The 13820-nt window shown below is 34.6% G+C and carries 13 protein-coding genes; 9 read left to right on the top strand and 4 right to left on the bottom strand.

What is annotated here, in order from left to right; translation table 11 throughout:
- The first annotated feature begins 87 nt into the window (after positions 1 to 87).
- From I130_RS13320 to I130_RS13280, 9 genes are all read left to right on the top strand, one after another.
- Positions 88 to 663, top strand: coding sequence for a carboxymuconolactone decarboxylase family protein (locus tag I130_RS13320; protein ID WP_034924135.1), 576 nt, complete (start codon positions 88 to 90; stop codon positions 661 to 663).
- A 14-nt stretch (positions 664 to 677) separates the two neighbouring features.
- On the top strand, positions 678 to 1541 hold the full coding sequence (locus I130_RS13315) for a hypothetical protein (protein ID WP_034924132.1): 864 nt from the start codon (positions 678 to 680) through the stop codon (positions 1539 to 1541).
- A gap of 2 nt (positions 1542 to 1543) precedes the next feature.
- Positions 1544 to 1915: a two-component system response regulator gene (locus I130_RS13310; RefSeq protein WP_034924130.1), complete on the top strand. Its 372-nt coding sequence runs from the start codon at positions 1544 to 1546 to the stop codon at positions 1913 to 1915.
- A 26-nt stretch (positions 1916 to 1941) separates the two neighbouring features.
- Complete coding sequence (locus I130_RS13305) at positions 1942 to 2178, top strand: DUF3820 family protein (RefSeq protein WP_034924123.1); 237 nt, start codon at positions 1942 to 1944, stop codon at positions 2176 to 2178.
- Between the two features lie 124 nt (positions 2179 to 2302).
- Positions 2303 to 3946, top strand: coding sequence for a CTP synthase (locus I130_RS13300; RefSeq protein ID WP_034924114.1), 1644 nt, complete (start codon positions 2303 to 2305; stop codon positions 3944 to 3946).
- A 68-nt stretch (positions 3947 to 4014) separates the two neighbouring features.
- Positions 4015 to 5868, top strand: coding sequence for a membrane protein insertase YidC (yidC, locus tag I130_RS13295; RefSeq protein WP_034924109.1), 1854 nt, complete (start codon positions 4015 to 4017; stop codon positions 5866 to 5868).
- Positions 5869 to 6020: 152 nt separating this feature from the next.
- Positions 6021 to 6446, top strand: coding sequence for a lipocalin family protein (locus tag I130_RS13290; RefSeq protein WP_034924108.1), 426 nt, complete (start codon positions 6021 to 6023; stop codon positions 6444 to 6446).
- Between the two features lie 305 nt (positions 6447 to 6751).
- Positions 6752 to 7939, top strand: coding sequence for a tRNA 2-thiouridine(34) synthase MnmA (mnmA, locus tag I130_RS13285; protein ID WP_034924106.1), 1188 nt, complete (start codon positions 6752 to 6754; stop codon positions 7937 to 7939).
- A gap of 314 nt (positions 7940 to 8253) precedes the next feature.
- The gene (locus I130_RS13280; RefSeq protein ID WP_034924105.1) at positions 8254 to 9195 is read left to right on the top strand and encodes an NAD(P)H-dependent flavin oxidoreductase; all 942 of its coding nucleotides are present in this window, start codon (positions 8254 to 8256) and stop codon (positions 9193 to 9195) included.
- On the opposite strand, the gene I130_RS13275 is transcribed toward I130_RS13280, so the two are convergent.
- The 4 genes from I130_RS13275 to guaA are packed head-to-tail and all read right to left on the bottom strand — an operon-like array spanning position 9192 to position 13761.
- A complete protein-coding gene (locus I130_RS13275) occupies positions 9192 to 9743 on the bottom strand; it encodes a DUF922 domain-containing protein (protein ID WP_034924103.1) in 552 nt (183 codons plus the stop codon). The genes I130_RS13280 and I130_RS13275 overlap by 4 nt on opposite strands.
- A 3-nt stretch (positions 9744 to 9746) precedes the next feature.
- A complete protein-coding gene (locus I130_RS13270) occupies positions 9747 to 10145 on the bottom strand; it encodes an OsmC family protein (protein WP_034924101.1) in 399 nt (132 codons plus the stop codon).
- A 6-nt stretch (positions 10146 to 10151) separates the two neighbouring features.
- Positions 10152 to 12188, bottom strand: coding sequence for a LysM peptidoglycan-binding domain-containing protein (locus I130_RS13265; RefSeq protein ID WP_034924100.1), 2037 nt, complete (start codon positions 12186 to 12188; stop codon positions 10152 to 10154).
- A 40-nt stretch (positions 12189 to 12228) separates the two neighbouring features.
- On the bottom strand, positions 12229 to 13761 hold the full coding sequence (gene guaA / locus I130_RS13260; protein WP_034924097.1) for a glutamine-hydrolyzing GMP synthase: 1533 nt from the start codon (positions 13759 to 13761) through the stop codon (positions 12229 to 12231).
- Between the last annotated feature and the right edge of the window lie 59 nt (positions 13762 to 13820).

Below are 13820 nucleotides of genomic sequence, written 5' to 3'. Positions count from 1 at the left end.
AACTTAACATTCAGTTATATATTATTCTTTATTAATTTAAATTGTATATTCAAGACTTAAATTTGAAAACCCTAAATTAAAACCTACATGAATAATTCTACCTCACGCTATCCCATGGTGTCCTATGAAGATGCTCCACTAGAAGTCCAAGCGATTTACGATGACACCAAAAAAACCCTACAATTACCTTTTGTATTAAACTGGTTTAAATGCCAAGGAGATAATGCAACCTTACTAAGTGGAAACTGGAATAAACTAAAGTCCACCCTAATGGAAGGGGAAGTACCAAATGTTTTAAAACAATTAATTATTTACAACGTGTCTAAAGAAAGGGGTTGTAATTACTGTTCTCATGCGCATGGAATTTTTGCAGATAGTATGAGTAGTATGATAAGTGATACTGAAGACTTTAAAGCAACAGAGCATTTAAATTCCCCAAGCATGCCAGTAAGTTACAGAACTGCAGTAAATGTAGTTACCAAAGCTGCTTTGAACCATAAAAATATTAATGATTCAGATTTTGAAGAATTGGAAAATGCCGGATTTAATAAGAAAGAAATTCAGGAGTTAATGGCTCAGGCAGATCTTGTAAATATGCTAAATACTATCGCAGATGTTTCTGGTATTAAGATAGATAACGAACTTTTAGAAACTTTAGAGTAATTAACAGTTTGTAAATGCAAGATATCTCCAAGAATTCTTCTCAGTTATACAGAATAACTTATGAGGCTTATTCAAAATTTGCTAATAAAATAAGTAGATGTTCTACACTGGCGGAAGTTGGTGAAGTATCCAAAACACATCTTAAATATCTTATTAACTTTCATATTATTCGTATAACAATTCAGCAGCAAGAAAAACTTCTTTTCTTCTCGCTCACTAAAGATGCGGTGGATTTCGATTTTCAGGAAAAAGCTGAATTATTAGAGCACGAAAAGGAACTTTATTCTACTGAAATTCCGATGCATTCTACTAATATACCTGAAGAATGGATAGCAAGAAATATAGATTACAACACTTTAATTGAACCAGAATTGTGGGCCTGGTTATTCAACAATAATGGCAGAAAGGTTACTGTTACTTTGATTGCAGATAAAAACAAAACCTTTACGATAGCTGATCTTGATATTTTAAAGTTAGCAATAGATTGTTTTGAAGCTAAATTTCATGAGATCTACCTAGCACGTTTGTTAGACAATAAAAACAAATCTCTAACTGAAGCATTGAAAGTAATCAAAACACAGCATGAAGAAATTCAGGATATTGTAAGAAATCAAAAAGAGATTATTAAAGATCGTACCAGTGAGATCTTCGAAAAAAACAAGCGATTACTACACATATCTGCTCTCAACGCACATAATATTAGAGAACCTTTATCTAGAATTCAAGGATTAGTTGGACTTTTCCCTCACTTCTCTGACCTAGAAATAAGAACTGAATTAATCCCGAAAATAGAATCTTCTGCAGCAGAAATGGATCTTGTGCTCCAAGAGGTTATTTTAATGGCTACGCAGGACCTAGAACATTTAAAAGTAGATTAAGAATGAATTCAGTAATACTGGTTGACGATCAACCTATCACAAATTTCATTACCCGTAAGCTTCTGCAAGTTGAAGGGATTACTATCCCTATATCAGATTTCACAAATCCGGTTTTAGCCTTAGAAGAAATCCTAAATAAAAAGGAGCAGAATGATATAATTTTTCTAGATCTCAATATGCCAGAGATGAGCGGATGGGATTTTTTGGATAAACTAGTAGAAAATAATATTACTCCAAAAATTGTGATCCTCACTTCTAGCACCAGCAATTTAGATAAGAACAAAGCTTCAGAATATGATTTTGTTAAAGATTATATCATAAAACCTCTCAGTCAAAATAAGATCTCCGAATTATGTTTTAAGCATTGTAAGTAATAATTCTTTCTACTTACATTTGCCCTATGGAATTAAAGCCAGACAAAAGAGCCCTCATAGAATTAGCTTACGCCAAGATGTATTTTGGCAAATACAAAGGATTATTTCTATCGGAAATTCCCGAATATTACCTTATTTGGTATCGGCAAAAAGGTTTTCCAGAAGGAAAATTAGGAGATCAACTACAGCAAGTAACCGAACTTAAGGTAAATGGTATGGAAAGTATACTAAGAAACATTCGCCTTAGATACCCTAATAATTAAGCCTTCCGAACAATTATAGTATTGATTTCTTACCTAAAATATTAGGCTTAAAATTGCGAGCTTTTTTCTATTCTTCTTTGTAATTTAGCGCCCTGAATTAAGCAACACAACAAATACTTACAAAATGGCCGAAACCAAGTATATTTTTGTCACTGGCGGGGTTTCATCTTCTTTAGGAAAGGGAATTATCGCTGCTTCTTTGGCAAAATTATTACAAGCTCGTGGCTTTAAAACCACAATTCAGAAATTAGATCCTTACATAAATGTAGATCCTGGAACTCTTAATCCTTATGAACATGGCGAATGTTATGTGACTGAAGATGGAGCAGAAACAGATTTAGATTTGGGTCACTATGAGCGTTTTTTAAATGTAAAAACATCACAGGCCAACAACGTTACCACCGGTAGAATTTATCAAAGCGTAATTGAAAAAGAGCGCAGAGGAGAATTTTTAGGTAAAACCGTGCAGGTTGTGCCGCATATCACCAACGAAATCAAAGAACGCATTCAGATTCTTGGTAAAAGTGGGGAATATGATATTGTAATCACAGAAATAGGTGGTACAGTAGGAGATATAGAATCCTTGCCTTATATAGAAGCAGTTAGACAACTTAAATGGGAGTTGGGAGATGATAATGCCTTGGTAATTCATCTTACTCTTGTACCCTATCTTGCGGCTGCAGGAGAACTTAAAACCAAACCAACCCAACACAGTGTAAAAACCTTGATGGAAAGTGGAATTAAGGCAGATATCTTGGTGTGTAGAACAGAGCATGAACTTTCTGATGATATTAGAAGGAAACTTGCCATCTTTTGTAATGTTCGCCAAGAGGCAGTTATTCAATCTATAGATGCATCAACAATTTACGACGTTCCTAATCTTATGTTAGAGGAAGGTCTAGATACAGTTGTACTTAAAAAGTTGATGTTACCAGATGATACTACTCCTAATTTAGAGCGCTGGAATCAATTTTTACAACGTCATAAAAACCCTAAGTACGAAGTAAGAATCGGACTTATCGGGAAATATGTAGAACTTCAGGATTCTTATAAGTCTATATTGGAATCTTTTATTCATGCTGGTGCTGCGAATGAAGTTAAGGTTACAGTAGAAAGTATTCATTCAGAATTCATCAATGAAAATACTATTAAAAATAAGATAGCTCATTTAGACGGAATTTTGGTTGCTCCTGGTTTTGGAGAGCGAGGAGTTGAAGGAAAAATAGATGCGGTGCGTTATGCGCGTGAAAATAATATTCCTTTCCTAGGAATCTGTCTTGGAATGCAAATGGCAGTTATTGAATTTGCTAGAAACGTTCTTCAGTTAAAAAATGCCAATTCTACGGAAATGGATCACGACACCAAACATCCTGTAATAGATATTATGGAAGCTCAAAAGCAGGTTACTCATAAAGGAGGAACTATGAGATTGGGCGCCTGGACTTGTAAACTTGCTGAAGGTTCACTTGTTAAAGACATTTATAAATCTGAAGAGATTTCAGAAAGACATAGACATAGATACGAGTACAACAACAAGTATAAAACCGAATTAGAAAACGCCGGATTAAAAAGTACGGGAGTTAATCCTGAAACTGGATTGGTGGAAATTGTAGAGTTGGAAGGTCATCCTTGGTATGTTGGAGTACAATATCACCCTGAATATAAAAGTACAGTTGCCAATCCACATCCACTATTTGTAGGTTTTGTGAAAGCTGCCGTAACCTACTCTAAACTAAAAAAGAGTGTCAAATTGACACAAAATCAATAAACGGTCATTTTTTTGACTAACAATAACTCTAAGTGATAGAGAACGCTTAGTTTATTTTATATTTTAACATGGAAGAAAAAAAATTCGACGTACAATCCTTAATAGGATTTTTCCTTATTGGTGGACTTTTAATATGGATGTTGTACAACAATTCCTTTGAGAATAACGAAGCTGAAAATAATCAAGATACTATAGAACAGGTTGAAACTGTTCCTCAAGAAACTAGTTCTCCACAAAAAGAAGTTGCTATCCAGGAGATGGATTCTACCGCAAGAGCAAGAGTACGAGAATCCATGGGTACTTTTGGTTATTCTGCAACATTAGCTTCAGCATCTAATGTAACTACAAAGTTAGCTAACGACGTTCTAGACTTGAACATTGAGAACAAAGGTGGTTATATTTCTGAAGCGAGAATGACTCAGTTTAAAACCTACGATTCTATTCCTGTCTATCTTATAAAAGACGGAAATGCTTCCTTAAACTTAAATTTTACCACTGCAGATGGTAGGGTGATCAATACAAAAGATATGTATTTTGAACCTTCCCTTTCAGAAAGCGGTAATAACCAAGTGCTTTCTATGAAGCTAAAGGTTTCAGAATCTGAATATCTGGAATATGTTTATGTAATGAAACCGGGAGAATATATGTTGGATTTCAGCATTCGTTCACAAGGTTTAAGAGATGTGATAAGTAGTTCTAATACAGTTAATTTAGACTGGAAATTAAAAGGATACCGCCATTCAAAAAGTATCTCTTATGAAAACAGATATACCGAATTAGCTTGGGAATATGAAGATGGAGATGATGATTATCTAGGACATGGAGATTTAAAAGATGATGAAGCAGATGATGTTACTTGGGTAGCATATAAGCAACACTTCTTCTCCTCTATTTTATTAACAGACACACCATTTACTCAAGGGAAATTTATTTCTAAGAACTTGGTTCAAGATGAGGAAATAGATACGGTATACACTAAGGAATTTGCGACTACTTTGCCTTTAGAATTAAAAGGTGGTGAGCTTAATTATAATATGAATTGGTATTATGGTCCTACAGATTATAAGATCTTAAACGATTATGATAGAAACTTAGATGAAGTTGTACCGCTAGGTTGGGGGATTTTTGGTTGGATTAACAAATATGTATTTATTCCGTTTTTTGCATTTCTATCCAGTTTCTTACCTAGTTATGGTATTGCTATTATTGTAATGACCATTGTTGTTAGAATTGTATTATCTCCAGTAACTTATAAATCTTATTTATCTCAAGCTAAAATGAAGGTATTAAAGCCTGAAATTAATGAGCTTAATGAGAAGTATAAGGACAATGCAATGAAAAAGCAGCAGGAAACCATGAAGCTTTATAGCAAGGCAGGAGCCAGCCCTATGAGTGGATGTTTACCCGCTTTAATGCAAATTCCGGTCTTCTATGCCTTATTCCAGTTCTTCCCGAGTGCTTTCCAATTGAGGCAAAAAGGATTCCTTTGGGCAGATGACCTTTCTAGTTACGATACAATTGCAGAATTACCATTTACAATTCCATTTTATGGAGACCATGTAAGTTTGTTCCCAATTCTAGCATCTATTGCTATCTTCATTTATATGATGATGACCACGGGTCAAACCATGCAGAATAATCAGCAGCCGGGAATGCCAAACATGAAATTCATCATGTACCTATCCCCTCTTATGATGTTGTTTTTCTTTAACAACTATGCGAGTGGACTTTCATTATACTATTTTGTTTCCAATTTAATTACCATTGGGATTATGCTTGTTATTAAGTATGCAATTATAGACGAAGAAAAGATCCACGCAAAGATTCAGGAGAATAAGAAGAAACCTAAAAAACAAGGGAAGTTTGCTAAAAAGATGCAAGACATTATGGAGCAAGCAGAACAGCAGAAAAACAAGAAATAATTAGAAATCAGTGTTCGGTTTTCAGTCTTCAGTTATCAGTGTTGAATTCTGAATTCTGAATTCTGAATTTTTATAGAATCATAAAATAAAACTTTCTTTATTCAGTTTTAAATGAAAACTTATCTTTATAAACCAAATTAAAACCTATTTACATGAAAAAGATCTTTTTATTATTTTTTAGTTTAGCATTATTAACCTCTTGTACAAGTGATGACGATGGAGGAAATGCCGGTGACGACCAAATTTTAGGAAAGTGGTTTGTCGCAGAAATTAATAATAGTGCAGCACTTAATTTATCTGTAAGCGAATGCAACAAACAATCGTTTATAAATTTTAAGGAAGACAGCAATGCAGACTCCGAATTTTACACGGAAACTGGAGGAGAATGTACTTTAGAAGATTCAGATTCTTCTGCTTGGAGTAATGAAGGAAATTCTAGATATAAATTTAATATTCCTTTCGAAGGAATCGGTTCTCAAGCTGGAAGAGTTGAATTTAATTCTTCTAACACCAGTTTTACTTTCTACCCAGATCTACTTGCTGGACAAAACACAAATATTGTTTTTGAAAAAAGATAACGCTTAAGAACATAAAATTTAAAAAAAAGGGTAGTATTCACTACCTTTTTTTTTATTTAATTAAATTATTACTTGGGTATCAAAAAAATTATGTTTTCGTCAAGCTGAAATTGATTCAGCTTCTAACCTACCTTATTGACTCCAATCGTTTGAGATTTTATGATATTCTAATTGCTCTCATAACAAGATTACAATCGACAACTATTTAGAAAACCTCTTATAATTTCGTAATTTTGCCTTCGGTAAATCGACAATTATTAGAATTATAAATCTCCATATTTTTTTGGAGTGAAGGAAGTTAAATTATGAAAAAAGTAGTGGTTGGTCTATCTGGAGGAGTAGATTCTAGTGTGACCGCATATTTATTGCAACAACAGGGATATGAAGTTATAGGCTTGTTCATGAAGAATTGGCACGATGATACCGTAACTATTTCTGATGAATGCCCATGGTTGGATGATAGCAATGATGCTATGATGGTTGCTGAAAAATTAGGTATTCCATTCCAAACGGTAGATCTAAGTGAAGAATACAAGGAACGTATTGTAGATTATATGTTTCGTGAATATGAACTAGGTCGTACTCCTAATCCGGATGTACTTTGCAATAGAGAAATAAAATTTGATGTCTTTATGAAGATTGCTCTTTCTTTGGGAGCAGATTATGTTGCCACAGGACATTATTGTAGAAAAGGTATTATAGAAAAAGATGGGAAAACAATCTACCAGCTTTTAGCAGGTAAGGATTATAATAAAGATCAGTCTTATTTCTTATGTCAGCTTACCCAGGAACAGCTTTCTAAAACGCTTTTTCCAATTGGGAAGCTTCTAAAACCAGAGGTACGAAAAATTGCTGCTGAACAAGATCTTATCACTGCCGATAAAAAAGACTCTCAAGGTCTTTGTTTTATAGGAAAGGTTAGATTACCAGAATTTCTTCAGCAAAAACTGAAAGCAAAAGAGGGAGTAATTGTAGAAATAGATGCTCATAGAGAGCAATATCAAGATCTACCCGTTCATTTCAACTCTAAAGCAGAAGAATTAAAACTTCTTTCTAAGAAGTTTCAGTATGAATTAGCTGACGGAAAAGTAGTAGGAAAACATCAGGGAGCTCATTATTTTACTAAAGGCCAACGCAAAGGTCTTGCCGTTGGTGGTACCCCTGAACCTTTATTTGTGATAGATACAGATGTAGATGAAAATATTATTTATACAGGACAAGGAAAAGAACATCCAGGTTTATTCAGAAAAGCGCTTTTTGTTGAAAATGATGAAGTACACTGGGTTCGTAAAGACTTAGCAATTTCACCAGATTCTGAACTTAAAGTACAAGCCCGAATAAGATATAGACAAGAATTACAAGCAGCTACCTTGCATCAAACAGAAAACGGCCTCTATGTCCTATTCGAAAATGCGCAATCGGCAATCACAGAGGGACAATTCGTGGCTTGGTATTTAGAAGATGAATTAATAGGTTCTGGAGTGATTTCTTAAATTAATGTTTATATAGAGTGTTTTTTGGGGAATTTTAAAAAATTGCCACGAACCCATTCCTTATAAACCACTGTCAAAAGCCTTGGAGAATTAAACCCTCAATGAGAGATTATATTCGTGAATTCGCGGCTTTTAAATAAAATATAAATCCGTAAAACACCATAAATTGTTAAAAAACGTCATTCTGAACTTGATTCAGAATCTCTACACTAAAATAAATAGAGTGGATTGAGACCCTGAAATAAATTGAGGGTGACGAGATGTTAAGGTGCATTGCGGGACGAAAAAAGAATATCTATAAATTTCAATAAAATATGCAGAATAGAATTACCGAACTTTTCAATATAAAATATCCATTAATTCAAGCTGGAATGATCTGGGCAAGCGGTTGGAAACTTGCAAGCGCAGTGAGCAATAATGGTGGATTGGGAATTATTGGTGCAGGATCTATGTATCCAGAAATTCTAAGAGTGCATATTCAGAAATGTAAAAAGGCCACAGATAAACCTTTTGCTGTTAATGTCCCTATGCTCTATCCCGATATAGATAAGATCATAGAGATCATAATTGAAGAAGGAGTGCAAATTGTTTTTACTTCTGCGGGCAATCCTAAAACTTGGACAAAACATTTACAGAGTCATGGTATAAAAGTAGTTCATGTAGTTAGTAGTGTGAAATTTGCACTAAAATCTCAAGAAGCTGGAGTAGATGCCGTGGTTGCTGAAGGTTTTGAAGCTGGAGGACATAATGGTCGGGAAGAAACTACTACGTTTACATTGATCCCAATGGTTAAGGAACAGCTTGATATACCTCTTATTGCTGCAGGAGGAATTGCTACAGGAAGAGGAATGCTTGCTGCCATGGTACTTGGTGCAGATGCAGTACAAATTGGCTCTAGATTTGTTGCTAGTAGCGAGGCATCTTCTCATCAAAATTTTAAAAATAAAGTGGTTGAAGCTAAAGAAGGAGATACCCAATTAACTTTGAAAGAATTGGCCCCTGTGCGCATGCTTAAAAATAAGTTCTTTAATCAAATACAAAATTTATATCAGACGGCTCCTACAAAAGAAGAATTAATCAGTTTACTGGGGCGTGCTCGTGCTAAAAAAGGGATGTTTGAAGGGGATATGGAAGATGGTGAACTAGAAATAGGCCAAATCTCAGGACTAATACATGAAATTAAACCAGCTGCAGATATAATTCAGGAAATTATTTCAGAATTTGAAATTGCTAAGCAAGAAGTCGCTAATTTTTAGGAAGTAAAGTCTTTTAACTTATCTAATTCTTCTTTAATAAATTGCTGCCATTTAAGTTCAGCCTCTTTATTCAAGCTGTGATTAGATTCTTTATCGAAAGCATTTTGCATAGCACTTCGCTCTTTATCTAACTTCTCATAGAGTTTATTTAGATAGTTTCGGGAATCTTTATTTATTTTAGAAGCATCCAAACTTGCCAATAGCTTCCTCAATTTCCTGGCATGCAACTCAGAAATATCAAAATGCAATTGTTCATGCTTCAATAAATAATCACTTTTTGAAGCTGGCTGCACCCAACTTTCTTCAGGATAAAAAAGGGTTTCTACTTTATACTCTAACTCCATTTTCTGTGAAGTTCCTTTTAAACCCCATGAATAAGAAAGTCCTGTATTTGAATTGGCATGAAAGAGTGTTTTCTCCAAAGGTGTACCTTGAAAATCTTGCCATTTTAATGGAGTTTCTTCAATCCAAGAAATTTTAGAATCACCAGATTGCGCAAATACAAAACTAGAAATAGTTATAAAAAAAATGAAGAAAAAAGTCTTCATATTTTAATAGCTAAATATGATATTCTTGATAATATCCGGATGAAGACTCTGAATTACGGGGCAGGTTTTAGCTGAATTTTCCAATAAGGTTTTATCTCTATCTGTTAGTTCACCTTTTACAGTTACAAGAGCATCAATCTTAGAAATTCTTCGCGGATTGGCTTCCATGTGCTTTGTAACCTCTGCAAAGGTACCTTTGATATCCAAATTATGTTCATTAGCTTTAATTCCCATAATAGTAAGCATACAAGAAGCCATTGCCGTAGCTACTGTGTCTGTAGGAGAAAATGCTTCTCCCTTACCGTTATTGTCTACTGGAGCATCTGTAATAAATTTATTACCACTCTGGATATGCTCACATTCTGTACGGAGATTTCCTTGATAAATTACTTTTGAAGTCATAGATAATTATTTTGCAACACTTAGGGTAAGATCTTTATTCAATTGCATAATATAGATCGCATCATTATAAAAACCACCATTAGCTTTAGGCTTGTAAAGAAATTTGTTTTCAACGTATTCTGTAATAATGTTTGCATTTACAGATTCTTCTATCGTTCCCATAGCAGCAAGTCTTAACAAAATATCTAAAGTTAAATCATAACCGCGAACCGTATATTTATTAGGAATATAGCCATACTTGGCTTTATAAGCTTCAATAAAGCTATCTGTCACAGACTCGTCGAACTCTTTATATTCAGAAGGAAAATGGAACTTTAATTCTCCTAAATGCTCATTGATAACTGCATCACTTTCAAAAGTGCTGTTTTTGTAGGTGGTAAATAGAGTGATTCTGTTATTTCTAGCCATTCTATTTAATGCTGAAGTTGCGCTACCCAATAAACCAATACTTTCAGATTCCAAGATCACCCAATTCTCACGAGATTTATCAAGAACAGAAGCAATGGTAGATTCGGTTATATTATTAGCTTGTGGATTTATTATTCTTGCTGAAGGCAAGGCGGTTGTTAACTTACTTTTTATTGCTGAAGATGATGCATCTGCAATTATAATAACATTTTTTCCTTGCGAATTTTTCTGAAGATATACAATCATCGCTTCTCTTAACATCTCATCACTTGGACGGGATTGGTATAAGTTTGGAAGCGGTTTTAGCTCTCTATTCGTCATCGGTGAGATTACCGGAACTTTTAAACTCATTAAACTAGATGCCGCTTCTTCTGAAGTTGCTTGCAATAAGGGACCTATAACCGCATCAACATTGCTAAAATCGTTGGATGCTATAGTTTGTGAAACTTTTCCTGAATTATTCTGAGTATCATAAACACGAAGGTTTGTAGAAATACCCAATTCTTTAGCTCGATCTATAGCCATTATAGCGCCGCTATAAAAGTCCAAAGAAATACGCAATACACGATCCTTTTGAATTAACTCTTTGGCATTAGAAATAGAATCCCTATTAATTTTGCTAAGATTATACGGCAGCATCAAAACCAGATTTTTAGTATCGAAATTCTTTAAATTCTTGGAAAGATCCATTTTAGATAATTCCGAAGTTGGCATTGGAGTTTCTCCTAAATCAACTACATCTTCCAATTTATTCCCTTTAGAATCTTTGGTTGGCACTTTCAAAATCATACCCCATTTTAATCCATCTTTTAAAGCAGGATTTAATGCTACTAAAGAATCTTCAGCTATCTGAAATCTTCTAGTTAAACTGTATAATGTCTCTTGTGGCTGCACTTCGTAAAATTCAAAAGCATCATCTGTAATAATAACCGGCTGGTCCAGTACATTGGTTCCAACTTTAAGCATAATTCCCGGCTGTAAAACACCAACAGTCGGATTAAGAGCCTCTAATTCTTTTACCGTCATTCCATACTTGCGGGCAATCCCATATTTTGTCTCTTTAGGAATAATAATATGCTCTCTTGTTCTTCCCTCTTGTGAAGAAGAAGAAGAAGAAGAAGAAGAAGGTTTGGAAATAGTTACATTAGGATTTCGTTCCTCTATAATTACTTTTCCTGGCGCAGGTCTTTCTTTCTTTTCAGCAATAATAACTTTTTCTGGAGCACTTTCATCTATTACAAAAACAGGAATCTGTATGGTTTCCCCATTCTGTAGTTCCTTAGAATAAAGTTGTTTGTTGTACTTTTTAATATCATCTACACTAATCCCATATTGTTTGGATAGACTGTATAATGTTTCCTTTTTCTGAACTTTATGCGAATTTAAGCTAACTACCTTTTTAACAGAAGCCTCACTTTTTTCCAAAGACATTGGAATTACCAACTTAGCATTAACCTGCAAACCTTCCTTAGCTTCAGGATTTAGTTTAAGCAGTGTTTCTTGACTTATATCATATTTATTAGAAATACTATACACTGTTTCTCCAGCGGCAACGGTATGATATTGATATGCCTGTCCAAAGGCACTAGTAGCAAGAACTTGAAAGAACAAGCATATAATAATTACAAACCTCATCTGTTATTTTTTTTACTGATATTAAATTAGCGTCAAACTATTACTCCCACTCTATCGTTGCAGGTGGTTTAGAACTTATATCATATACTACTCTATTAACGCCTTTTACCTTATTTATTATTGTATTGGAGATTTTTTGTAGGAATTCATAGGGTAAATTTACCCAATCTGCTGTCATCCCATCAGTAGATTCTACCGCTCTTAGAGCTACTACTTTTTCATATGTTCTCTCATCACCCATTACTCCAACAGAGTTCACAGGTAATAATATTGCCCCAGCTTGCCAAACCTTATCGTATAACATCCATTCTTTAAGTCCATTTATAAAAATGGCATCAACTTCTTGAAGGATTCTTACTTTTTCTGCAGTAACATCTCCTAAGATTCGTATTGCCAGTCCTGGGCCAGGAAAAGGATGTCTTCCTAACAATTCTTTTGCAATTCCAAGTTCTGCTCCTACTCTTCTTACCTCATCTTTAAAAAGGGCTCGTAAAGGTTCCACAATCTTAAGTTTCATAAAATCTGGCAAACCACCTACATTATGATGCGATTTTATTGTTGCAGATGGTCCTCCTGTAGCAGAAACAGATTCTATTACATCTGGATAAATAGTCCCTTGAGCTAAAAATTTAACATCCTGAATTTGGTGAGCCTCATCATCAAAAACTTCAATAAAAGCATTTCCAATCTTTTTTCTTTTCCCTTCAGGATCACTAATCCCAGCCAATGCATCCAAGAAACGTGCCGAAGCATCTACTCCTTTCACATTCAACCCCATATCTTTATACTGGTCCAGAACACTATCGAACTCATTTTTTCTTAGTAAACCATTATTTACGAATATGCAATACAGGTTTTTACCAATAGCTTTATGTAAAAGTACTGCTGCAACAGTAGAATCTACTCCTCCACTCAGTCCAAGAACAACTTTATCGTTTCCGATTTTTTCTTTTAATTCTGAAACTGTCATGTCTACAAAAGCCTCGGGAGTCCAACTTTGCTCTACTCCAGCAATGTTTACCAGAAAGTTCTCTAAAAGCTGTTTCCCATCTGAAGTATGGTAAACTTCTGGATGAAACTGAATTGCAAAGGTTTCTTCCCCATCAATTCTATATGCTGCATTAAGCACATCTGATGTACTCGCTAAACGAACTGCATTCGTTGGTAATTCTTTTATTGTATCACTATGACTCATCCATACCTGAGAATTCTCGGTGATATTCTCAAACAATGCTTCCGCATCTTTTATTATAGACAAATTTGCTCTTCCATATTCCCTAGTTTCTGAAGGTTCTACCTTCCCACCGTGAAAATGAGCAAGATATTGTGCGCCATAACAAACAGCCAATAATGGCTTTTTCCCTCTAATTTCTGAAAGATCTGGATGTGGCGCATCTTCGGCTCTCACAGAGAAAGGACTTCCAGAAAGGATAGCTGCCTTAAAACCAGAAATGTCTTTTGGAGGGTTGTTGTATGGATGAATTTCGCAGTAGATGTTGAGCTCTCTAACTCGTCTTGCAATTAGTTGCGTATACTGGGAACCAAAGTCTAAAATAAGTACGTTTTGTTGCATGCGCAAAAGTAAGAATTTGAACTAATAATGTCCTAGCAGAATTATTATTTTATATCTTT

Source organism: Gillisia sp. CAL575, assembly GCF_000403785.1.
In the GTDB taxonomy this organism is placed as follows: Bacteria; Bacteroidota; Bacteroidia; order Flavobacteriales; family Flavobacteriaceae; genus Gillisia.
The sequence above is the reverse complement of the archived record's forward strand: the minus strand, read 5'-3'. Positions and strand labels throughout refer to the sequence as shown.